The 22,781-nt window shown below is 42.9% G+C and carries 17 protein-coding genes and 1 tRNA gene; 5 read left to right on the forward strand and 13 right to left on the reverse strand.

Translation table 11 applies throughout. The features are described from left to right. Positions 1-2: 2 nt before the first annotated feature. Positions 3-3,596 (reverse strand): SusC/RagA family TonB-linked outer membrane protein, encoded by a 3,594-nt coding sequence (locus INE92_RS11400; RefSeq protein WP_151921605.1) that lies wholly within the window; start codon positions 3,594-3,596, stop codon positions 3-5. Positions 3,597-3,615: 19 nt separating this feature from the next. Beyond that, entirely contained in the window at positions 3,616-4,158 is a 543-nt protein-coding gene (locus INE92_RS11405) for a FecR family protein (RefSeq protein WP_229037692.1), read from the reverse strand. A gap of 29 nt (positions 4,159-4,187) precedes the next feature. On the opposite strand from INE92_RS11405, the gene INE92_RS11410 reads away from it, so the two are divergent. The 3 genes from INE92_RS11410 to tnpC all read left to right on the forward strand — a co-directional run bounded on the left by INE92_RS11410 (position 4,188) and on the right by tnpC (position 6,579). Continuing rightward, the gene (locus tag INE92_RS11410) at positions 4,188-4,589 is read left to right on the forward strand and encodes a hypothetical protein (protein WP_008642273.1); all 402 of its coding nucleotides are present in this window, start codon (positions 4,188-4,190) and stop codon (positions 4,587-4,589) included. After that, on the forward strand, positions 4,577-4,927 hold the full coding sequence (gene tnpB, locus INE92_RS11415) for an IS66 family insertion sequence element accessory protein TnpB (protein ID WP_008023397.1): 351 nt from the start codon (positions 4,577-4,579) through the stop codon (positions 4,925-4,927). The genes INE92_RS11410 and tnpB overlap by 13 nt, the downstream gene beginning before the upstream one ends. 86 nt (positions 4,928-5,013) lie before the next feature. After that, positions 5,014-6,579, forward strand: coding sequence for an IS66 family transposase (gene tnpC / locus INE92_RS11420; RefSeq protein WP_195436581.1), 1,566 nt, complete (start codon positions 5,014-5,016; stop codon positions 6,577-6,579). Positions 6,580-6,755: 176 nt separating this feature from the next. Here the strand turns inward: tnpC and INE92_RS11425 are convergent, their stop codons facing one another. From INE92_RS11425 to INE92_RS11475, 11 genes are all read right to left on the reverse strand, one after another. Next, positions 6,756-7,271, reverse strand: a complete 516-nt coding sequence (locus INE92_RS11425; protein ID WP_008026044.1) for an RNA polymerase sigma factor — start codon at positions 7,269-7,271, stop codon at positions 6,756-6,758. Positions 7,272-7,366: 95 nt separating this feature from the next. Beyond that, positions 7,367-8,833, reverse strand: a complete 1,467-nt coding sequence (locus INE92_RS11430; RefSeq protein WP_008644900.1) for an ATP-binding cassette domain-containing protein — start codon at positions 8,831-8,833, stop codon at positions 7,367-7,369. 70 nt (positions 8,834-8,903) lie between these two features. Next, a complete protein-coding gene (locus INE92_RS11435; protein ID WP_151921750.1) occupies positions 8,904-11,045 on the reverse strand; it encodes an alpha-glucuronidase family glycosyl hydrolase in 2,142 nt (713 codons plus the stop codon). Between the two features lie 284 nt (positions 11,046-11,329). After that, the gene (locus INE92_RS11440; protein WP_008644895.1) at positions 11,330-12,307 is read right to left on the reverse strand and encodes a glycoside hydrolase family 43 protein; all 978 of its coding nucleotides are present in this window, start codon (positions 12,305-12,307) and stop codon (positions 11,330-11,332) included. Positions 12,308-12,610: 303 nt separating this feature from the next. Next, positions 12,611-13,747, reverse strand: coding sequence for an endo-1,4-beta-xylanase (locus tag INE92_RS11445; RefSeq protein ID WP_151921749.1), 1,137 nt, complete (start codon positions 13,745-13,747; stop codon positions 12,611-12,613). A 29-nt stretch (positions 13,748-13,776) separates the two neighbouring features. Next, positions 13,777-15,261, reverse strand: coding sequence for an MFS transporter (locus tag INE92_RS11450; RefSeq protein ID WP_008644892.1), 1,485 nt, complete (start codon positions 15,259-15,261; stop codon positions 13,777-13,779). Between the two features lie 21 nt (positions 15,262-15,282). After that, positions 15,283-16,929 carry a sialate O-acetylesterase gene (locus tag INE92_RS11455; RefSeq protein ID WP_212702031.1) on the reverse strand — a complete coding sequence of 549 codons (1,647 nt, stop codon included), beginning with the start codon at positions 16,927-16,929 and terminating at the stop codon, positions 15,283-15,285. A gap of 447 nt (positions 16,930-17,376) precedes the next feature. Further along, complete coding sequence (pulA, locus tag INE92_RS11460; RefSeq protein WP_410518790.1) at positions 17,377-19,356, reverse strand: type I pullulanase; 1,980 nt, start codon at positions 19,354-19,356, stop codon at positions 17,377-17,379. A gap of 114 nt (positions 19,357-19,470) precedes the next feature. Further along, entirely contained in the window at positions 19,471-20,757 is a 1,287-nt protein-coding gene (locus INE92_RS11465; protein WP_009040242.1) for an IS1380-like element ISBf12 family transposase, read from the reverse strand. A 280-nt stretch (positions 20,758-21,037) separates the two neighbouring features. Next, positions 21,038-21,604, reverse strand: coding sequence for a crossover junction endodeoxyribonuclease RuvC (ruvC, locus tag INE92_RS11470; protein ID WP_004312686.1), 567 nt, complete (start codon positions 21,602-21,604; stop codon positions 21,038-21,040). After that, on the reverse strand, positions 21,601-21,903 hold the full coding sequence (locus INE92_RS11475) for a DUF4286 family protein (protein ID WP_004312687.1): 303 nt from the start codon (positions 21,901-21,903) through the stop codon (positions 21,601-21,603). Before INE92_RS11475 ends, ruvC begins: the two co-directional genes overlap by 4 nt. Positions 21,904-22,019: 116 nt before the next feature. On the opposite strand from INE92_RS11475, the gene INE92_RS11480 reads away from it, so the two are divergent. Together INE92_RS11480 and INE92_RS11485 are read left to right on the forward strand one after the other, a co-directional pair. Next, a tRNA-Ala gene (locus INE92_RS11480) sits at positions 22,020-22,093 on the forward strand. A 43-nt stretch (positions 22,094-22,136) separates the two neighbouring features. Next, positions 22,137-22,763: a hypothetical protein gene (locus INE92_RS11485; protein WP_212702033.1), complete on the forward strand. Its 627-nt coding sequence runs from the start codon at positions 22,137-22,139 to the stop codon at positions 22,761-22,763. Positions 22,764-22,781 lie beyond the last annotated feature (18 nt).

Below are 22,781 nucleotides of genomic sequence, written 5' to 3' on the forward strand. Positions count from 1 at the left end.
AATTAGAAACTTGTTGATAATCCGATAGAATAAGTCTTGGGTGAAGCCATGCCGCGTGTGCCGCTGTTCAATCCGTAGCTTTCCGGGTCAATGTCGCTTCCTGCCTTACACCAGGTAAACAGGTTGTTCACTTGCAACTTCAAATTCAATGAATTAAGCCGGATTTGACGGCAGATACCAGACGGCAAACTATACCCCAAACTCAAGCTACGCAATTTCACATAACCAGCATCTTTCACATTGATATCACCATATTGCCACCAATCCTGGAAAGTACTTGCGTAAGTTTTAACCTTTGTGGGCATGTCAATATACATACGTACATTTGCATCCGGCGCATCCGCACTCCAACGGTTGGTTATGTCTTTCAACGTCTGGCTTCCCACCTGGTCACTCATACTTACCACACTATTACGCAGTTTGTTACCGCCTGCATACACAAAGAAAGCATTCAAGGCAATTCCCTTGTAGCTAAGTCTCAAGGACACTGCTCCATTAAATTTCGGAGTCAGCGAGCCAAGATTTACAAGATTCTCAGTACCTTTCAGTGACGATCCGGTAGTAATATTGGCAACCGTACCATCCTCGTTGAACGTCACCAGGTCATTCCCATCTTTGTCCACCGCTACCGGATATCCATTTTCAATGCGGTCGATACGGTAAGCCCAAAGCGTATTATAACTGGTTCCTTCCATAAAGTAGTTCTGCGGGCTCATAATGAAACTTGTCGAAGTGTCCGAATCACTATGATCCACCTTTAACATCTTGTTCTTGTTATGGGCAAAGTTGAAATCAACGGCAAAGTTCCAGTCCTTCTTCCTGATGAGATTGGCAGTAAGAGAAAATTCGATACCCCGGTTACGCATCTCACCGTTGTTCACTACACGTGATTTAGCTCCCAATGTAGGATCCATGTAGCGGCGTACAAGCAAATCAGATGAGTGGCGGTTGTAATACTCCAAGCTACCATTGACTAAATTATTGAAAAGACGGAAATCCAGTCCCACATTATAAGTGGCTGTTTTCTCCCAACGGAGTTTCGGGTTCGGAAGATCATCATCATCATAAGTCAGGTATGTCGTCTTGATCGGATTGCTCTGGGTCTTCTGCTTTACTACAAAATAGGTAGTCGAACTCTGATCCACATTACCGTTGATACCATAGGTCATACGTGCTTTCAGGAAGTCGAGCCAAACAATATCTTTCATAAATGGCTCTTCCGACATAATCCAGGACGCACCGACAGACCACAAGGGATGACGCTGGTTACGGATATCAAGTCCGAACAAGTCCGCCTGATCCCAGCGGATACTTCCGGATACATTATAACGGGACAGATAAGAATAGCTTGCATTGGCATAAAAAGATGCATAACGATGGCGTGATTCTTGCAACGTAGGCGACAGGCCACTCAAAGTAATCGTATTGCCGGAAAGTGCACTGGTTCCTACACCGTCACGGTATGCCTGCCAATCTATAATGTCAGAAGTCAGTGTCTGAGGATCGTATCCATACATTAATTGCCGGGTAGGTTTCGGAATCTTATTTTCCCTGAATTCAAGTCCGGCAATGACAGTCACTGTATGATTCTTCCAACTTTTGTCAAAGTCTATCTGGTTACGTACAGTATAACGGTTACTGCTCAACTCATTTTGAAAGAACCGTCCGCCTCTCGGCATTGCCGAATTTCCATTCGTATCAATCATAGAGTTGTACGTCATACGCATCAAATAGGAGTCCTCCGCATCAAACACTTCACTCTTGCTATGATTCCATTCATACTGATACATGAAGTTATATTTAAACATCTTCAGGAATCGTGCCTGCAAGCTGACAAACGGGCGGATGCTGACATTGCGTGATTTGGTACCGCCTTCACCCAATGCGTCAAGCACATTGAAACCAAATGTTTTATAAGGTGAAACACCTTCCGCCTTGCTCACGACACTGCCATTGTAAGCCCCACCCGAATATCCGCTTACATTCACATAAGGAGAATTATAACGGTTACCATCGGCATCCATTATTCTTTCATAACGTTGTTGCATAGTGTAACTGGTAAACAGGGTATTCGGTGTATCGCTACTTCCCAGACGGGCGTCCACCCCGGCATTCACATTCAGCCAACTAGTTATGGCATAGTTCGACTTATAATACAAGGAGAATTTATTCCTTTTATCATTTATCGTACGCCCCTTGTCATTTTCATAATTGAACGAAAGGAAGTGATTGTTTTTTCCGACTTTCTGCGATACGGACACATCATAACGCTGAGTTACAGCCGTGCGCCAGGCATTGTCACGATATTCTTTATAATAGTCATTATTACGCCACTGATTTAATGTGGCTTCGACTTCACTATTACTTAGTGTACCATTCTCCCGAGCCAGATAAAGTTGGAACAACGGATTATAGTAGCCTGCCTTATAGCTGGACAAAAAACCGGATGCACTGCCTGATTCGGCTACATTCGCATCAAACACAGCTGTTTGATAATCAATAATGTCGCTTGTAGAAGCCAGGTTCAAACTGTTGAAATTCGGTTTGCTGGTGATGAACCAATCAGCATTGATATTCACATGCGCACCCTCTTCTTTGGCCTGTTTGGTAACTACCACAATAATGCCGTTTGCAGCCAAAGCACCATAAATACTGGCTGCTGCGGCATCTTTCAAGACAGTAATACTCTCTACATTATAAGGATTTATCTCACTCAAGGTCAGGTCGGTCGGCATATCATCCACAACAATCAACGGCATTGTTCCAACATTAGGCGAGAACGTACCTACACCACGAAGGATAGGGCTCATATCACCGTTATTCGGATTAATATTCATACGCAAACCGGCTATTTGCCCTTCCAAGGATGACGCCAGGTCACTGTGCATCTGTCTTGTCAGTTGTTCAGAATCTATAAAGCCGAAAGAGGCAGTAGAGCGTTCACGGCTGATACGCTGATAACCCGTCACTACAACATCTCCCAATTGCTGTTTATCTTCATGCATAACCACATTGACATGAGTACGCCCTTTAATAGATACCTTTTCAGTTTGCATACCGACAAAAGAGACTTCCAATGTGTGGGTTTCCTCCATCACTTTACAAGTGAAATTTCCTTTGATATCGGAAATAGCTCCAAACGGGCTGTCGATTCCCCGGATATTCGCACCCGGCAGCGGATCCCCTTTTTCATCCACTACCCGCCCTTCGATGTTCCTGACTTTACGAGTAGTCAATGCAGGCTTCACTTTACGGACAGTGATAAAATGTTGTTTCACCTCATATTCAAAAGGTTTCCCTTCCAGTATTTTCTGGAGTGCCGCCAAAGGTGCCAACTGATGTATGCTTACGCTTACCCGGTACGCTCCGACATCTTCACTAGGAAAATTCACCTTATAACCGGACACATTGCTAAACTGCTTCAAAGCCTCTCCCAATGGCGCTTCCTTTAGTTCCAAAGAAATCAATTTGTTGTCCGTATTTTGTGCCCGTCCATGCAGGGCAATTACAAACATCAGCAATAAGAAGGCGGCTTTCATCCATACGACCTTTCTCATTGCCTTTTTGCGAGACAATGTAATTTGTTGCTTTTTCATAAGAGTTGTATTTGTAAAGTTATATATGTTTAATCGTAATAGTCCCGTCCTGATATTCTACACGTACTTTTTCCAGTTTATTCAGCAGTTCTACTGCCTCGTCCAAATGAGCGTTGCGGTTCGCCCAAAAGTTCAGGCGGATATTGTATAGTTCCACCCGTTCAAAGTCGACGTTCACGTTGTACCATCTGCCCAGAGAACTCATAATTTCTTCCAGTGACGAATCTTCAAAATAGAACATTCCTTCTGTCCATGCCGTATAGGTAGCTATGTTGACACGCGATATTTTCTCTTCTCCGGTTTCCGTATAAGTCAAGTCCTGTCCGGGTTGAAGCACTACGGATGAAAGGCTGTTCGTGTTGGTCACTTGCACTTTTCCCTGCACCAATGTCACGTGGCGGTCTTCTGTTGTGTATGAACGTACATTGAATTTAGTACCCAGCACATGGGTATCCATGCCGTCCGCACTTACGATAAAGGGACATTCTTCATCCTTTGTCACTTCAAAGCAGGCTGTAAGCGTCTCCGCGATTCTATATTGCTGTCCGTTTTTAGCTCTCATATCTTTGCGAGGTATAAAAATGAAGCATTATGGATTTAGAAAATAGATTTAGAAGAACTTGGAAACGTTTCCAAGAAGTCTTAAAAACAGACTACAATTGTTCTTTAGCGGATGTTTGCCGCGAGCAGCATACCACTTTTGGAGGTATGAGTTCCTGGATGTCCCGACGGGGCTATAGCGTTAAACAAGCTAAGGCAGATGTGGTTCGTGATTATTATGGCGGCGTTGAGCCGTCCCCACTGAGCACTACCTCTCCTGCGTTCACTCAAATAGCACCCGCCATGTCGTCGGAAGAAGAGTTTAGTCTTGCCGGGATCACAATCACGTTTAACAGTGGAACCACCATTTCGGTCAAACGGGCCACACCCGGTGGTGTTATTAAAATGTTGCTCGATTACGAAAGAAAGGAGGGAGATCCATGTATTCTCTAACATCAGCCAATCGATACTATCTGTACCAGGGCTTTGTTCGTATGAACCTTGGCATCGACGGTTTATTCAAAATTATACGCTTGGAAATGAAGGACTTGTCTCCCGTTTCCGGAGATATATTTTTATTCTTTGGCAAAAACCGACAAAGTGTAAAAATACTGCGTTGGGATGGCGATGGCTTTCTTCTGTACTACAAGCGCCTCGAGGGTGGAAGTTTTGAGTTACCAACATTTAACCCCCATACAGGCAATTACGAGATTTCTTATCAGGTTTTGTCTTTTATCTTAAATGGAGTGTCATTGAAGTCTGTACGGTTGCGAAAACGTTTCAGGATTTAATATAATATGTTGATTGTTAATTATTTGTACTAAGTATATCATCCGATTTATTTGGTCAACTCGTTGATTTTTTATATCTTTATACCATGAAAAAGGATGAGATCATAGAGTTATTGAAGGAACAGATCAAGGGATTACGAGATGACAACAACAGACTCTTGGGGCAAGTAGATGCTTTGATAAAAGAGGTTTCTTCCCTTAAAGAAGCACTCCTTCAAAAAGGCGAATCTCTTAGCAAACAACAGCGCCTTGCTAAGGGGCTCGCCAAACTTGTATCCAACACATCCGAACAGCAACAAGCTCCCCAACCTGCCATGTCCGAAGAAGAGCGGCAGAAGAGAGAAGCTGAAAAAGCAGATAAGCGTAAAGCCAGAAAGAACAATGGTGCCAAACGTGACATGCATTATGAGATGGAGGAAGAAGAACATGTCGTTTATCCTGATGATCCCGATTTTGACATCAATAAAGCCCGGTTGTTTACTACCGCTCCCAGAATATGCGTCCGCTATGAATGTGTACCCATGCGCTTCATCAAGCACGTCTACAAGATACACACCTATACGCAAGACGGTCGCCTGTTTGAGGGAAAAACCCCGGTCGCGGCTTTCTTGAATTCCAGCTATGACGGTTCATTTATTGCCGGATTGATGGAATTACGTTATATACAATCGCTACCTGTTGAAAGAATCATCAACTACTTCGAGAGTCATGGCTTTACGCTGAAGAAACCTACGGCTCATAAGTTGATAGAAAAAGCCTCAGGCCTCTTCGAAAATCTTTATAAGTGTATCCGGCAGACAGCTTTGAGTGATCCTTATAAGGCAGCCGACGAAACCTATTACAAAATACTCGTCCCGGAAAAGAACAGTAAGGGAAAAGGAGTTAGAAAGGGATACCTTTGGGTGGTTGTCGGCATAAACACCAGGATGATATACCTGCTCTATGATGACGGCTCCCGGTCTGAAAGAGTTATTCTTAACGAATTAGGCAGTTGCAAAGGTATCATACAAAGCGATGGCTACTCACCTTACCGGAAGCTCGAAAGCGATGCTTATCCCAATATCACACGCATCCCGTGCTTGCAACATATAAAACGGAAATTTATAGATTGCGGTGAGAATGACCCGGATGCAAAAAGAATCGTGGAGCTGATAAACACTCTTTATCAAAACGAGCATAAGCATAAAGTTGGGGTTGATGGATGGACAGTAGAACAGAATCTTATGCATCGAAAAAAGTATGCGCCGGACATACTCGGAGAAATAAAAGATGTGTTTGATGAAATAGAAGAGCGGGGGGATTTATTACCAAAGAGCGAACTACAAGAAGCTATCACCTATCTTCGCAATGAGTGGAATACAGTGGTGGACATCTTTAATTATGGTGACACTTACCTGGACAACAATATAGTTGAACGGATGAACCGGTACATATCCTTATCAAGAAAAAACTCATTGTTCTTCGGCAGCCATAAGGGAGCCGAACGAGGCGCCATACTCTACACGATAGCACTCACCTGTAGGATGCATAAAGTGAATCTATTTGAGTATCTCACGGATGTGATAAACAGAACAGCTGAATGGCAACCAAACACACCACTTGAAAAATACAGGGAACTGCTTCCTGACAGATGGGAAAAGGCTAATGGATAAAAAGGGAGCATTAGCCTTTTTATTTTAGCAAACTATATAGAATCGCGGAGACGCTTACAGTGCGTGAAGGGTGTGAAGGGTTATTTACTTTGTTTTTCCTACTTCCATTCACCATAGACATCTGATTTATAGCCATTCAGCTAAAGTGTAAAACAAGTGAAGAGCAGGATTCAACATTAAACTGTAATAAGTAAAAAGACACTCAATCGTTTACGGAGTATTTTTAAAGCCCGGGCAATATGGGTTCTGACTGTATTATCACTGATATTTAATATTTCACTAATTTCCGCACATTTCTTTTCATTCAGAAAAAACTCTTCCACTACTATGCGCATTTGCGGCGCCATCTGGCGGATACTCTCCTGCATCCGGTCTATTTTATCTTCGTAGTCCCGATACTCTTTGGCAGTCCAACCGCTATAAAGTTCTTCCAAGTATCTTTCCGCATTCCGGTTCACTACATTCTGATGACGTATGTGGTCAATGCAACGGTTTTTCACCATGACATAAAATAAAGGCAGCAAATCAGTCTTCCCTTCAAACTGCTCGCTGTTTTCAAGTACTGAGCAAAACACATCACTCAATACATCCTTTGCGCTTTCTCCGTCATTCAGCAGATTATATGCATGAATATAGAGCTTTTGCCAATATTTCCTATACAATACAGCTATGGCATTTTGGCTACTATTCATATCTTTGTGGTTACTTTTTGCATTTAATTAAGCACAAAGATAGCCAAATAACACAAAAAGCAATCAATTCATTAAAAAATATTAGAAATCATATTCTAATATATTAACGTATCATTTCTTTTCAAGAAGATGCGGTTTGTAATCGTATCCGGAAGTTCTGATTCATAATGTGTTACCATAATCATCGTCTTATCTTTACGTTTACAGAAGGCTTCGATCACCTTTTTGACCCGACGACGATTGTAAGTATCCAATCCATGAAGCGGTTCGTCCAAAATCAGTAATTCAGGATCTTTGACGAAAGCACGTGCCAACAGAGCCAGACGTTGCTCCCCACTGGAAAGCTGCAAGAAAGGTTTGTCTTTCAAGTCGGCAATGCCGAATATATCCATCCACCACTCACATACAGCCATTTGCTCCGGTTGGGGGCGTTTGTACAGTCCGATACTGTCGTGCAGTCCGCTGGCTACGATTTCAATAACCGGCAAGTTTTTGAGATAAGCACGATGCATCTCGGGACTTACATATCCGATGTGTTTCTTGATTTCCCAAATACTTTCTCCAGTTCCCCGTTTGCGTCCGAAAAGGCTGATGTCGCAAGCGTATGATTGTGGATTATCCGCACAAACCAAACTCAATAATGTAGACTTTCCTGCACCGTTCTCCCCGCTCAACGCCCATTTCTCCCCACGATGCACTGTCCAGTCCAGTTCGTTCAGAATAGTGCGGTCGCCATAGCGGATACTTACCTTATTCAGTTTCACCACTTCGTCCGAGTCATAGTTGTTGCCGTCATAAGGCAAATCAATAATCCGTTTCTGCAATTCATCGAAAGAAGTAGTTGTGTCTCTGTTGCGGAAAGCAGTCAGGTAGGCTTCGCGTTCCATCTTGGAAAACACTTCCATTTTATCAACAGGGATAACGTGAGTGATAAAGGAAGGTATATCATCCATCATGGAAAGTACCAGAATAATCTGGACGGAAGACATTTTTGTCAGACGTTCAAGCAAAGAGAATAACAATTCGCGGGTAGGCGCATCCAGTCCGATAAACGGATTATCCATTATCAGAACGCGGGGGGCTGTCAACAGTGTCTTTGTGAGCTGGAATTTACGCAGTTCACCACTTGAAAGAAGGATTATCTTTTTATCAAGAAGAGGTTCGATGCGGAAGAGCTCGAACAGTTCATTTTTCAGTTGTTCGTCTTTAATCTCTCCCAACATTTCGCGGACGTCCGGCGTTTCATCCTGGTCGTGCGCATTCCAACGCTGTTGGTAGTAATAATTGGCATCTGTCGCTCCATAAGTATCACGGAACGCGATATATTTCACATTATCATAAACAGTTTGAGTAGCGGAAGGGGAAAAGTCATACTGGAGTGTTCCTTCACGTAGCGGATATTTTCCGATTAATGTATCTACAAAAAGGCTCTTGCCACCCCCATTGGGACCTACAATGGCTATATGTTCGTTCGCTCCGATAGTTGCCGTGATAGGTTTGGCTAAACGCACAAGCGGGTTGCGTGCTACGCCCCCCGCCATGCAGAATGTATTTTGGCTCATATTCTTATATTCTGTTTTATTTTTGACCGCAAAGGTAACAATTTTATCACAGAACAAGCACTTTTCTTGTCTATTTAGTAAATCCGTAAGGCGGACATTCAAAATTAGTGATATTCAGTTTGTATTCCATCATATCTTTCAATTCATGCACCGGACGTTCCAGTTCATAAGGTATCGGCTGCTTGCTGAATTGCTGGAAATAGAGCAAGCAGGCATCTTTCCACCACACTGCGTCACGTGCCTGAATCTTCAACCGGTGCTGTACGTCACGGAATCGTTCTGGGTCGATGTATTTCTCCATAGGCGCCCATAACTTCTGGAAGTTTCTGGTTTCTTGCACCCCACGGTCATAAGCATAGCACAACTCCGCCCAAAGTGTACGCCCGCTCTTCATCCGATGATTCCAGGGAACATGGTGGAACCAAAGAAGCTGATTTTCGGGACAGGTATCTACATTATCCAGTTGTTCGCATAAAGGAGAGTGATATTGTGCGGTCGCATTGCTCCCTTTGCTGCTGCGGTCGAATCCGATACCGCCGTCATCTGCCCTATGGTAATAAGAAGGCATCCAGTCGGGACGGGCACCGGGAATATCACACCAAGGCTCGGGCCCGTAATGATGTCCCCATGCAAAGATGTGATGCAGTCCTAACGGCATCATATAATCTACTACTGCTTCCCTCGACTCTTGGAGAAGTTGAGAGTTGAGAAGGGAGAGTTGAGAGTGAAGTTGTTGTCTCTCTTTGGGAGATATTTCATTGACGGAATCGTTGTACGGCTGTAAGGCAACCGGAAGAAAAGTTTGCCTCAACCATTCTTCACCGATCTGCTCGGAAGAAAGTGAATGTTTCCATGCCAAACGACCGAAAGCATACCAGTTGGCTTGGGCAAAAGGATGTCCGCACCAATTGATGTCATCACCGATATTGGTGACACCGGCAATAGCCGTCAATGAATGGGGGAACAAGGAGCCGTCCGTCACACGGGCGATGGTAGAGCCTGCGCCTTGTACGTAAGTGTCGCTGTCCAGACATTCTTTCCACATGGGAGCGAGAAAAACGAGGTGGTTGGAGAATCCCAGATATTCCTGTGTTATCTGAAATTCCGGCATCACGGGTGTTTTCTTCATGGCTCCGAATAACGGGCTGAACGGTTCGCGGGGCTGGAAATCAATCGGGCCGTTCTTTATCTGCACAATGACATTGTCGCGGAATTTTCCGTCCAAAGGTTCAAATTCAAGATAGGCTTGCTTGGCCCGGTCGCTGTCCGTGGGCGAGTAAACGAAAGCACGCCACATGACGATGCCGCGATAAGGTTTCAATACATCGGCAAGCATGTTCGCCCCTTCGGCATGAGTACGCCCGTAGTCACACGGTCCGGGTTGTCCTTCGGAGTTTGCTTTCACCAAAAAGCCTCCGAAATCGGGTATCAGCGAATAGATATCTTTGGCTTTTTTCTTCCACCAGGCAATCACCTCTTTATCCAACGGATCGGAGGTGGATAAACCACCTAAAGCTGCCGGGGAAGAAAAGTTAATTGAAAGATATATTTTCAAACCATAAGGACGGAAGATGTCTGCCAGAACTTTGACTTTCTGCAAATAATCATCAGATAGTATCTTAGGACTTGCATTGACGTTGTTTATCACAGTAGCATTAATACCGATGGAAGCATTGGCACGTGCATAGGCTTCATAGCGGGGAGAAACAACAGAAGGAAGTTCGTCCCATTTCCAAAGCGAATGTCCGGCATAACCACGTTCGATTGTACCGTCCAGATTGTCCCAATGATTCAAGACGCGAATCCAGTAATCCGGTTTTTCGGAGACATTTAAAGACTTCAATGTTGATTCGGATAATTGTCCGGTGGCTTGCAGACGAAGCAGATGATAAGTTCCGTAAAGTATTCCTTGCTCACCGGAAGAAGTGATTGTCAGATGGTTACCGTCTTTAGAAGCGCGGATGATGTACCCGTCATTTCCTAATGCACGCAGTTCCTTATTTTTCTGTATTTCCAGCGTTATGGGGATTCCTCCCTGCCAGAAGTTCCGCAATTCGGAAACGGCGATATTTAATGTAGGAGATTGTTTCTTATTCATTATTATTGCTTTTGCTCCCGTTGAATAACGAAGCCACAAAGCACTCCCATCTTCTGCATAAACAGAGAAAAGACTGAAAAACAGGACAAATGTCAATATAGATATAATCCTCATAAGTAATAGTTCAAAATTCGTTTCATAAATGGGAATTTAGCAGTTAGGCTGAAAGCCTTACAATTATATATTTATTGGGGTGCCCTGAAAGGGTTTAATTACATAGCGTAGGGCAACGCCCTACGAAAAAGACACACCAGCCACAAGCCCTGAAAGGGCGGAACCGTATACAAAATTATGCCCTTTCAGGGCGCAAATTCAGATTGTCGTTTTTACGTAGGGCGTTGCCCTACGCTATATAATTAAGCCCTTTCAGGGCACTCCGCAAAATTATCATTTGTCGACTATTCATCCAGTCCTTCAATCGTGATGATTTTTCCATCAGCATCGTATTGCAGTTCACAGACTTTTAAGCTACGAAGCCAGGTTTTCCCTTCGGAAGGTACGCAATCGTGATGGAACAGATACCATTTTCCTTTGAACTCAACAATAGCATGATGAGTAGTCCATCCCACTACCGGAGTCAGGATAACTCCCTGATAAGTAAATGGTCCGTATGGGTTGTCACCTATCGCGTAACAAAGTAGATGGGTATCGCCTGTAGAGTAAGAGAAATAATATTTCCCATTATACTTATGTACCCAGGAAGCTTCGAAGAAACGACGTTCTGTATCTCCTGCTGTCAGAGGTTTACCGTTTTCATCCAGAATGACTAACGGACGCGGTTCTTCCGCAAACTCCATCATATCATCACTCAAACGAACAACACGGGATGGCAAAGCCTCCTCCTCTCCTTCGGGTAAAATGGCTGATTCCAATGCTTTATTATTCCGGTAACGTTGAAGCTGTCCACCCCATAGTCCTCCAAAATACATATAATAATTACCATCTCCATCATTCCAGACAGCCGGATCAATGCTGTAACTTCCTTTCATCGGGTTTGCTTCCGGAACAAAAGGTCCGTATGGTTTATCGCTCACAGCTACTCCGATACGGAATATGTCATTTTGGTCTTTCAATGGAAAATACATATAGTATTTGCCGTCTTTAAAAGCAACATCACAGTCCCAAAGCTGACGGCCCGCCCAAGGAATATTTTCCGTAGAAAGTACAACCCCGTGGTCAGTAATCTCTCCATTCATTACATCATCCATAGAATACACATGGTAATCTTTCATATTGAAGTGATCTCCATTATCATTTTCGGCAATACCACTCTCCCAATCATGCGAGGGATAAATGTAAAGTTTGCCATCAAACACGTGTACGGCAGGATCAGCCATATAATCACCGGGAACTAAATATCTTTTTTCTGTTTTCATGGTTTTATTCTTATTACAACAGTTCTAAATTAACTTTATAAATGGGAATTTAGCGGTTAAATGGGAATTTTGCAGTTAGGCTGAAAGCCTTACAATTATATATTTATTGGGGTGCCCTGAAAGGGCTTAATTATATAGCGTAGGGCAACGCCCTACGAAAAAAACACACCAGCCACAAGCCCTGAAAGGGCGGAACCGTATACAATTATGCCCTTTCAGGGCGCAAATTCAGATTGTCGCTTTTACGTAGGGCGTTGCCCTACGCTATATAATTAAGCCCTTTCAGGGCACTCCGCAAAATGATCATTTCTGCATAGCCTCTTTTATAATCAAATCAACTACCGGTTTCGGCTGATGATTGCGGTCGAAAAGCAATGGATAATCCGTACGTCCTCTCATCGGCCAGTCGTTACGCCACGAATCCTGATCGGCTACTCCCCAAACTGTAACTCTTGTTATGATATCCTGATGTTTCAGGAACAGACGGAAGAAATCATTCATTCTCTCTGTCCATGCTTTTGATACTTCTTCCGGTAATCCGTCCGAATAAGGATTCATCTCTTTTTTATATTCAAAAGATGCCGAGACTTCCGCACCAACCTTGGGGTCGGGTGATGGCAATACAGTCAGATCCAATTCTGTTATCATTACCTTCACTCCCGCTTTGGCAAAGGCAAGCATACTTTCTTCAAACTCGCTGATTTTCGGATAGTCCATGCCGATGTGTCCTTGCATCCCCACCGCATCAATACGGATACCACGTTTCTTCAAGTCTTTCACCATCTTCACAACTGCAGCTCTTCTGCCCGGTTGAGCCATTGAATAATCGTTATAATAAAGCTCTGCATCCGGATCGGCCTCGTGTGCATATTGAAAAGCCAATGGGATATATTCTTCACCTAGAATTTCATAAAACTTAGTCTTACGATATGCTCCATTATCTTCAATCGCTTCATTCACCACATCCCAACCTTTAATACGGCCTTTGTAACGCTTCACAATAGTGGTGATATGATCTTTCATCCGTTTCTTCAATACTTCCGGAGACACATTTTTGCCATTCTCATCCACGCAGAACCAGGGAGAAAGCTGCGAATGCCAAATCAACGTATGTCCTGTGATTGCCAAATGATTTTTCTCTCCAAAAGCAACAAATTCATCTGCCTGTGTGAAATTATAACGGTTCTCCTTCGGATGCATTTCCTGACTCTTCATACAATTCTCTGCTACAATAGCATTAAATTGTTCCTGAATTACGCGCACTCCTGCCTTATCCCGACCGGATGCTTGTCGTGTATTCACTGCTGTTCCTATCAGGAATTTATCCTTCAAAGCTTCTTTCAAAGTCTTTGTTTCTTGTGCAAAAGCTACCGAAGTACTAGTTATCAGGGCTACAGCAGCCAACAAAGAAACTACGGTTGTTCTTATCGAAGTCTTCATATAGTCTATCTATTAGTTATAGTTATTAATCAATTGTTTTCCAGGCGGCGTTTTGCCAAATCGTCCTGAATATGCTCATTCAACTTCTTAGAAATAGGATAAAAGAACAAAGCAATTACTCCTACAAAGAAAGTGATGGCAGGAATCACGCTGGATGTCAAACGGATACCGAAAATAGCGTTTTCTGTCTGTACTGTATTAGATACAAAACCGAACGAATCGACAATCGCACCGCAAATAGCTCCCCCTATACCTAGTCCGGCTTTCAAGGCAAAGACTACACCTGCAAATACAAATCCTGTCGCACGACGATGGTTCACCCATTCTGAATGATCGGCAACATCTCCCATCATTGCCCAAAGCAATGGAATAGTAGGTGCGTATGCCAAACTCTTCAAACAGTTAATAATAAAGATCATACTTATGTTTGTCGAATCTACCACAAAAAACAGGGCTGTAAAAAAGGCTGTCAGTGCCAGGCAGATCAAAAATACATTCCGCTTGCCAAAGATATTGGAAAGAAATCCGGAAAGCAATATTACACCCGCCAAAGTGATAACCTGCCCAATCATATTGAACAAACTGAAACCTACAGCAAACACATTACTATGATCGGGCTGCGCAATCAGTCCGAAAGCATCAAGAAAGGTGTGCCACATTCCATAAGTTTCTCCTTCTATCCGTACTAATCCAAAATTTTGCAGGAAGTCAAAAAGGGCTGTTTTATCTACGAAATAATTAAAGTAGTAAGACATACTGCTGCCCCACATAGCCAATGTCGTAAACAAAAAGAGGGTTAGGATAAACATCGCTTTCCATGGACGGCTGCTTACGATATCTTTAAAATCCTGTTTCACGGAAGTTTTCTGACCTACGGGAGGCGTAATACGCTCTTTGGCAGAGAAGAATGTGATTACTAAAAGAACAACTCCGATGATGGCAAACAGGGTAATTGTCAGGAACCATCCACGTTGATCGTCTCCTTGCCCGAACTTGGAGACTAATGGCAAAGTAAGCCCCTGCACAACAAAAGTGGCGATTGTAGCTGTCACAAAACGGACGGACGAGATACTGGTACGTTCTTTGATGTCACTTGTCATCACACCGCCCAAAGAGGCATACGGGGTATTATTGAAGGAGTAAATAGACATTAATAAGGTATAAGTGATACCTGCATAAATAATCTTCCCACGCTCACTCAAATCGGGTGTCGTAAATGCCAAAATGAAGAATACGGCAAAAGGAATAGCTGTCCACAACAACCAGGGACGGTATTTACCCCAGCGGGTGTTGGTTCTGTCGGACAGGATACCTACCACCGGATCGACAAACGCATCGAAAATGCGTGCGACCAGCAATATCATACCTGCTGCTGTTGCTTTGATTCCAAACACATCTGTATAGAAGAAGAGTTGGAACATCATCATCATCTGGAAAATCAGGTTCGCCGAACCGTCACCTAAGCTATAACCGATTTTCTCGGCCATCGACACTTTTTGAGTCTGTGTTTTCATGGTACTAATCTCTTTTTTAATTTATTTGACTCTTTGTTGAAAGACCGCCTGGGAAACACGTTGTCCCAACGTCTTTTTATCCAATGGATGGATATCATTCCATTCTCCTAAATCACCGTTTTTAATTAGAGTGACATTTTTATTTGTATTGGCTACTTCTGCCTGCACTTTCCGGAATTCTGCCCAGGCAGCACGCCCTCCTTTATCTTCGGGTGAGAGGAAATCCGCCAGTTCAATCACATAGAAAGGCATATCAGGTCGGTTCCAATGCTGTCTCCAATCCGCAATCATCGCCGTCAACAAGTCTTTATACTCATTTCTGCGAGACACATTCGATTCACCCTGATACCAGATAACACCAGATACCGTATAATTCAGCAATGGGGCAATCATAGCATTATAAAGTCCTACAGGTTTATAATGAAAGGCTGTCTGCCCCGGAGCAGCAGGCATGGGAGCACCGAGGCGATATTTCCAATTACCTTCGAGACTAATCTCCGATTCTCCTTTTTCCGGCTGGCCTTTTCCGAAAAGTATCTTATAGGGTTTCTTTTTTACAAAATGAGGGAAACCGCCATAACTGAAAAGACGTATGGTTATTGTGTTTTTTCCAGCTTTCAACAATCCGGCGGGAATGGTATAGATACGTGGTGGATATTGATAAGAAACAGTTCCCACAAACGTACCGTTTACATAGACGGAGTCTGCATCTACGATGCATCCCAGGCGAAGAGTTGCCTTCTCTCCCGCTTGTTGCCCGGACACTTGAAAATCTCTACGGAACCAATGGGAACCATTGATTGTATTCAATCCGTTAGTAGCCCAACCGGAAGCAAACAAATCGGTCGGTGTCCAATCACTGTCATCATAGCCGGCAGCATACCAAGGGATGGCTTCATGCATTCCTTTATCTCCCTGATACAGTGCTACATTCCAGGCACGGCTTTTCTTGCTCTCTTCTTTTTTCATTGATTCTACCAAGTCATCTGATTCGTAGATACGTTTTTCGTTCAAATAATAAGGAAAAGGTTTCAAACCTTCCTCACTGATCCACGCTTCTACCGGTGAACCTCCGACACTGGAGTTTATGATTCCTACCGGAACCTTTGTTTTCTGAAAGTAATCTTTAGTAAAGAAATAAACCAAAGCAGAGAAAGACATCACATTTTCAGGAGTCATAGCCTTCCAGAAGATTCCCGGAATATCTGTCTGCGGGGCATGAAAGTTATACAATAGAGGAGTTTTTATATAGCGTACAATCGGATAATCACTGTCCGCAGATATCTCATCCCGAAAACGGTCTGTAACCCGTGAAACGGGTAATTCCATATTCGACTGACCGGAACATACCCAAACGTCACCCACAAGAATATCCTTCAACTCTATATCATTAATAATCATTGTGTAAGGACCACCAGCTTTTAAGGCAGGCAAGATCACTTTCCAGTTGCCTTGCGCATCGGCAACGGTCTTATATTTCTTTTTTTGAAAAGTTATACTAACAGTTTCATCAGGATCAGCCGTCCCCCAAATATTGACAGGCTCCCCGCGTTGAAGCACCATTCCGTCGGAAACAAGAGTGGGAAGTTTAACCTTTGCTTCACCCAACAGAGCGAAGCAAAGGAACACAACTACTAACCCAACCTTATAAAACCAATACTTATTCATTATCTATCTTTTCTTTTATGTCTTTATTTCATAGTAATCCGGAAAGAGAAACAATCCGTTCTGAATTCCACTTTGCAAACTTAGGAAGTTTCTCTCCGCTGACCCAGAATTTTTGATTCAAATCATTACTCGCTTGTTACATCATCGTTTACGTATGTTACAAATACCTGTTGTAATGTTACATCCAAATTGAGATTGCCGATGAATAGGAGGAAAATGAAGGATTTAGAAAGAACGGATTACAGTAGTTATTGTTATTCATTCTATCTATTTAAAGATGATAGAAATGCCGGCAACCAACGTTGAGTTGTTATATATGCCATAAATAAAAAGTGCCGACTAACCAGCCGGCACATGATTTCATTTGTTCCATCAGACTGAAACAGGCAGCCAGTCTACTGCATGAAAAAACTTGAGTATCTCGGAATTGTAGTAAACAGAAAAAAACTACTTGTACATAATCAACGCAGACTGACCGGGAACAATCACCTCCGGTCCGGTTTGCGTACCCAATCCACGCACATCTATCACTCCATCTTTACATACTACCGTATATTTACCAACAGGAATTTCCAGTCGTGCAGGAGTCGTACGGGAATTAAAGGCTACGATAATATCTTCCCAGCTATCTCCATTCGCACGCTCTTTGAGGCGAAACGCAATCAGGTTTTGCCCTTCAACCGGAAGGAACTCCAGATGCTTCCGGACCATTTCTGCATTTCCCATACGGAAAGCCGGATGAGACTTACGAAGATCAATGAGTCGTTTATAGTACGTGAAAATATCTCCGTTTGTCGTTTTGCGTCTCCAGTCAATGGCATTGATGGCATCCGGACTCTTATAACTATTGTCTATCCCTTGTTTATCACGCATCACTTCTTCACCTGCATAGATAAAAGGAATTCCCTGTGAAGTTAAGACTACCGTTTGTGCCAGCTTATCAAGTCGAACCAACTGTTCGGGAGTAGCTCCCGGCATGCTTGCCTTCAATCGGTCTACAAGACACAAACCATCATGACAGGAAACATAGCTAACCATCTGGGTAGGCTGTTCCGCCCACGGCTTCTGACTATAATTTACGGAATCACAGCGTACTTGCGGATGCTTAATAGCTCCAACAATTCCGAATTTTACGCTCATTTCTCCCCCCGGAACTCCGGCAAGAAAAGCTCCTTTCTCCTTTTTCCATACTGGTCCGCAAAGCCCGTCACGTAATTCGTCCGAGAATACCGCAATTCCGGGCATCTGGGAAATATTCCCTTTCATCGCCAATGAATCTGCCGGATATTGAGGAGCTTCAGCCGCCCAACCTTCTCCATAGATACAAATAGTAGGATCGACTTTGTTGACAGCCTTTCGAATCTCGTTCATTGTTTCAATATCATGCACCCCCATCAAGTCAAAGCGGAAGCCGTCAATATGATATTCTTTTATCCAATAAAGAACGGACTCTATCATGAACTTACGCATCATAGGCCGTTCACTTGCTGTTTCATTGCCACACCCTGAACCATTTGCCAATGTGCCATCCTCTTTCTGACGGTAAAAATAGCCGGGAACGGTACGTTCAAAATTACTTTCAAGTGTATTAAAAGTGTGATTGTAAACCACGTCCATTATCACGCGTATTCCAGCTCTATGCAACGCTTGTACCATCTGTTTGAACTCTTTCACGCGAACGGCAGGCTGATAAGGATCGGTTGAATAAGAACCATCCGGCACATTATAATTTACCGGATCATATCCCCAGTTATAGTGATTTTCATCTAATTTTGTTTCGTCGATAGAAGCATAATCAGAAGAAGGAAGAAGATGCACATGTGTCACTCCCAGTTCTACCAAATGATCGATACCTGTTGGTTGATTGCCGGAATTCACCGTCCCATGTTCAGTCAGTGCAAGGTATTTGCCTTTATTCTTTATTCCCGAAGTAGAGTCGACAGAGAAGTCACGATGATGCATTTCATAGATAATCATATCAGCAGGAGATTTCAGAGAAGGACGTCGGTCACTCTCCCACCCCTCCGGATTGGTAGTCTTCCAGTCGATGATAGCTGCACGCTTTCCGTTCACTCCTACAGCGTGAGCATTAATCCCCGGCGTGTCGCCCTGCCATTTATCGTTGATTTTCACATTGAAAGCATAGTATTTGCCGAGCAGGTCTTTATCTACAGATGTCGTCCAGGTTCCATTCTCACCGAGTTCCATCTTTACTGTTTCGTAAGCATGTCCGCCTTCTCCGGCATCATAGAGCATCAGGCGCACCTCTTCTGCTGTTGGTGACCAAAGGAAAAATTTGGTTGCCAACGGCGTATATTCCATCTCTGTAAGGCTTCCCATACGAACCGGATATAATTCAAAAGAAGTATACCTCAAATCCGCAACTAAGCCCTTGAACGTCCTTATTGCGTTTACACGTCCTCTCATTACTGAATTTGCAGATAATTTGAACTTGAAGCACCCACTTCTGCCTACAATATCCCCTTACCCCACAATGTGACTTGAGGCAATACACAATATCATTCCCATAAGTTGTAGGCATTATCCAAAATCAGTCTGGAAAACATCTGCGTAAGCATTATTACAGGTATAGATGTTCAGCACATACCGCCTTGATGTCCTGATCCACTTGGCTGGTACAGAGATAAACCTGAAGACAAACGCTTTTATGCGACTTGTTGCATTGAGCCCGAACTTCTTTACGTCAAGTCTTTGAATAATGGCCTTGTAAAAGTTACGGATAAGTGCTGTAAGAAGAAGGAACACTGTGTTCTCTGCCATGAAGGATTTGGGCAATCTGTCCCACCCGAAACCATTGTTCATATCATCGAAGATACGTTCCTTTCCTCCACGAAGGTTATAGAACTCGACAATTTCTCTTACGGAAGAATCATAGTCGTTAGTCAGGATACAACGGTATGTGTATTCTCCTTCCCAAAAATCCTGCACACCATCCATCCGTTTCTGTCTTTGAATCACAAGTCGATATGCCTTACCTTTCCACTTCTCAACAAGGATAGAGTTCAATTCAAACTCAATGCCATTGATTTCCTCAGTTTTCCAGCCTTTGAGAGCAAAGGTGTCATTGTAGATCGAACTGCAGCGGTTAGCACGGATATAGAAGGACTTGCAGTGTTTTTCTATTTCCTCCACGATTTCCTCGGAACATGATCCACAATCAGCTCTGAAGCGATTGATAGTGAGCCCATTCTGTTCAAATCTCGCAAAGAACCTCTTCAGCGTGTCCTTCTGATGGAAACGAACATTTGTGTTACCATCGCTATTCTCTATACCGACTATCAAATCGCCAATAACCGCCACGCCAGGGCGATAACCAAGGAACTTCTTGTATGTAGGCTTTGCATCATACTTCTCTGTCTCTATGAACTGATGGTCGAAATCAACATCATACATCTCACCCTCTTTCAGTTGGCCAGATGCAAATATACAATTGAGCAATAAAGTATTGAGAGTGTCAGCCGTATTGAAATCGTAGGTCTTGCCCATATCTGATGTGTATGAAATGTTTTCTTGCGTCAACTCCTTTATCGCCCTGAGGATAGTATCAGAGCTACAAGTGCGAAGTGTCGGATGAAGCGAGAGGTGGTTCATCAAATGAGTAGTGACATCCTCAATACATGAACCGCTACAGAAGTAGATACTCATGAGAGAACGGATGATTTCGCTGTACTGATAACCGAACGATCTACACCTTAGACCGAGGGTTGAGTCGATTACAGATGATAATGTGGAGTCAAATTGCTCCATGATTGAAAATAATCCCCCAAAAGGAGTGAGTCTCTCAGATTTAATTTGTATCTTCGCCATGTCTATCGTCGGATTCTCTTGTTTTTTTTGCAACACTAAGATAAGTGAAAATTCTGACATGGCAAAATCCTGAGCAACTTTTTGTTGCTCAGGTACTTAAAAAGTTTAATTTATAATAGTGTTGCGGAATTAAGGGTATATTCCTTCTTCGTTGGGGAACAACTCATCACTGTTGTCACTGTAGTCACACCCAATATCGCTAAATAATTATTTCCTATCTTCATTCTAAACCTCCCCCTATGCTACACACCATATCTATCCCCCCATAAAATTAAATGCTTTATTTCACCTTATCCGGATTCTTCGCTATAAAATCCTTCCAACTACTATACCCTTTTTCCATTGCCGGTCGCCCCATTTGCAGGAAATGACAATAAGCCGCTGCCAAACCATCTGTTGCATCCATAAAAGTAGGCATATCATCTTTTGAAAACCGTAGCATCCTTTGCAGCATATCCGCCACTTGTTCTTTTGATGCCTGCCCGTTTCCGGTGATAGCCATTTTTATCTTCAAAGGGGCATATTCGGTGATTGGAATATCCCGGCTCAACGCTACTGCCATTGCTACCCCTTGTGCACGACCTAACTTCAACATCGATTGCACATTTTTTCCGAAGAAAGGTGCTTCAATAGCCAACTCATCCGGTAGATAACTTTCAATAATACTCAATACCCGTTCATGGATATGACGAAGTTTCAGATAGTGATTGGCAAATTTACGTAAGTCGATAATCCCCATCGCAATCATTTCGGGCTTGGTTCCCCTCACCCTTAGAACCCCGTATCCCATGATTGTCGTACCGGGGTCAATCCCCAGGATTATCTTTTCTTTTACCGGTTGAATCACTCTATCACCTCCATCAAGGTCGGAAATCCGATCACTTTATCTTTAAATATTTTTACCAGTTCGTCATTCAGTCGCACCCCCTGTTCCAAATGCCAGCGATGTAATAACCCACTGCTTTCTACCTCCCATTGCAAAGAATACGCACTTCCTTCTTCCCGATGACTCAATATCCGGCAAATACGCGGTGCCTTCAACGCACCGTGTTTCTGTACTTCAGGGATATAACTCTCTTTTATCCAAATCATGAAATTGTCGTGAACGTCATCGTCCACTTGAAAAGTTGTATTATAAATCAGCATATCTTAATTTCATACTATTATTTACCGCAAACATAGCAATTATTTCAGAATAATGCATTATATTTGCGGCAACAAAAAAGGATTCGTTTACAAACGTTATCATATAAGACAAAAAAGGGGCGTTAGCTCATCTGGCTAGAGCGTAACACTGGCAGTGTTAAGGTGATCGGTTCGAGTCCGATACGCTCCACTTTTTTCTCTCCCCAACTTTGAACTTTAATAGTGTACTGGACATGAAAATCACAAAATTTGTCACTATTCTTCTAATCATCCCATGCTTAATTTCCTGCTACGGGAACAAGTCTTCAAAAACAACACAATCAAACAATGCAGACTATGATATACGCCTCAATGATAGCATAGCAGCAGTAAACGCAATGCTAGAAGAAGGGAACGCTGATGGAGAAAAAATAAATGCTTTTTTAGACGCATATATGTCTAAACATCCTAATTGTTTCAACAATGACATCCAAAGAAAAAAAGCAGGAAAAGAATTGCGTTCTTTGTTAGAAAAGGAACTTGAGAATAGCCCTGATTTCCTTTCTGATATAGCAGTCAAATTCGCTTCTATGGATAAAGTTAAAAGTACCGATAATAAAGGATATAAATATCTTATATCCTTTACCTGTAGCAGCCTTCAAAAAACCGGAAAGTATAATATTTCTTTCAGAATTATAACGGCTTTAGATGAGGAAGAAGCCTCCAATCTTATTGATAATCAGAAGTATTATATTCAAGGAAAATTCATAAGTCTTTCCGAAAAGGAATCGATAAATATTAGACTAGATGTATTTGATGACAAAACAATTGAGATAGGGAGTATTTTTATCAAAGAACCTATCGTTACTCCGGCAAACTAAAGAAAAAAAGAAAAGGAC

Source organism: Bacteroides xylanisolvens (assembly GCF_018289135.1).
In the GTDB taxonomy this organism is placed as follows: domain Bacteria; phylum Bacteroidota; class Bacteroidia; order Bacteroidales; family Bacteroidaceae; genus Bacteroides; species Bacteroides xylanisolvens.

What these genes read in the sequence shown, in the direction of transcription:
- INE92_RS11475 (WP_004312687.1), bottom strand. Translation starts at nt 21,903, where the DNA reads ATGCTGATTTATAATACAACTTTTCAAGTGGACGATGACGTTCACGAC.
- INE92_RS11450 (WP_008644892.1), bottom strand. Translation starts at nt 15,261, where the DNA reads ATGAAAACACAGACTCAAAAAGTGTCGATGGCCGAGAAAATCGGTTAT.
- INE92_RS11430 (WP_008644900.1), bottom strand. Translation starts at nt 8,833, where the DNA reads ATGAGCCAAAATACATTCTGCATGGCGGGGGGCGTAGCACGCAACCCG.
- INE92_RS11400 (WP_151921605.1), bottom strand. Translation starts at nt 3,596, where the DNA reads ATGAAAAAGCAACAAATTACATTGTCTCGCAAAAAGGCAATGAGAAAG.
- INE92_RS11455 (WP_212702031.1), bottom strand. Translation starts at nt 16,929, where the DNA reads ATGAATAAGTATTGGTTTTATAAGGTTGGGTTAGTAGTTGTGTTCCTT.
- INE92_RS11425 (WP_008026044.1), bottom strand. Translation starts at nt 7,271, where the DNA reads ATGAATAGTAGCCAAAATGCCATAGCTGTATTGTATAGGAAATATTGG.
- pulA (WP_410518790.1), bottom strand. Translation starts at nt 19,356, where the DNA reads ATGAGAGGACGTGTAAACGCAATAAGGACGTTCAAGGGCTTAGTTGCG.
- tnpB (WP_008023397.1), top strand. Translation starts at nt 4,577, where the DNA reads ATGTATTCTCTAACATCAGCCAATCGATACTATCTGTACCAGGGCTTT.
- INE92_RS11435 (WP_151921750.1), bottom strand. Translation starts at nt 11,045, where the DNA reads ATGAGGATTATATCTATATTGACATTTGTCCTGTTTTTCAGTCTTTTC.
- tnpC (WP_195436581.1), top strand. Translation starts at nt 5,014, where the DNA reads ATGAAAAAGGATGAGATCATAGAGTTATTGAAGGAACAGATCAAGGGA.
- INE92_RS11465 (WP_009040242.1), bottom strand. Translation starts at nt 20,757, where the DNA reads ATGGCGAAGATACAAATTAAATCTGAGAGACTCACTCCTTTTGGGGGA.
- INE92_RS11405 (WP_229037692.1), bottom strand. Translation starts at nt 4,158, where the DNA reads ATGAGAGCTAAAAACGGACAGCAATATAGAATCGCGGAGACGCTTACA.
- INE92_RS11445 (WP_151921749.1), bottom strand. Translation starts at nt 13,747, where the DNA reads ATGAAGACTTCGATAAGAACAACCGTAGTTTCTTTGTTGGCTGCTGTA.
- INE92_RS11440 (WP_008644895.1), bottom strand. Translation starts at nt 12,307, where the DNA reads ATGAAAACAGAAAAAAGATATTTAGTTCCCGGTGATTATATGGCTGAT.
- INE92_RS11485 (WP_212702033.1), top strand. Translation starts at nt 22,137, where the DNA reads ATGAAAATCACAAAATTTGTCACTATTCTTCTAATCATCCCATGCTTA.
- INE92_RS11410 (WP_008642273.1), top strand. Translation starts at nt 4,188, where the DNA reads ATGGATTTAGAAAATAGATTTAGAAGAACTTGGAAACGTTTCCAAGAA.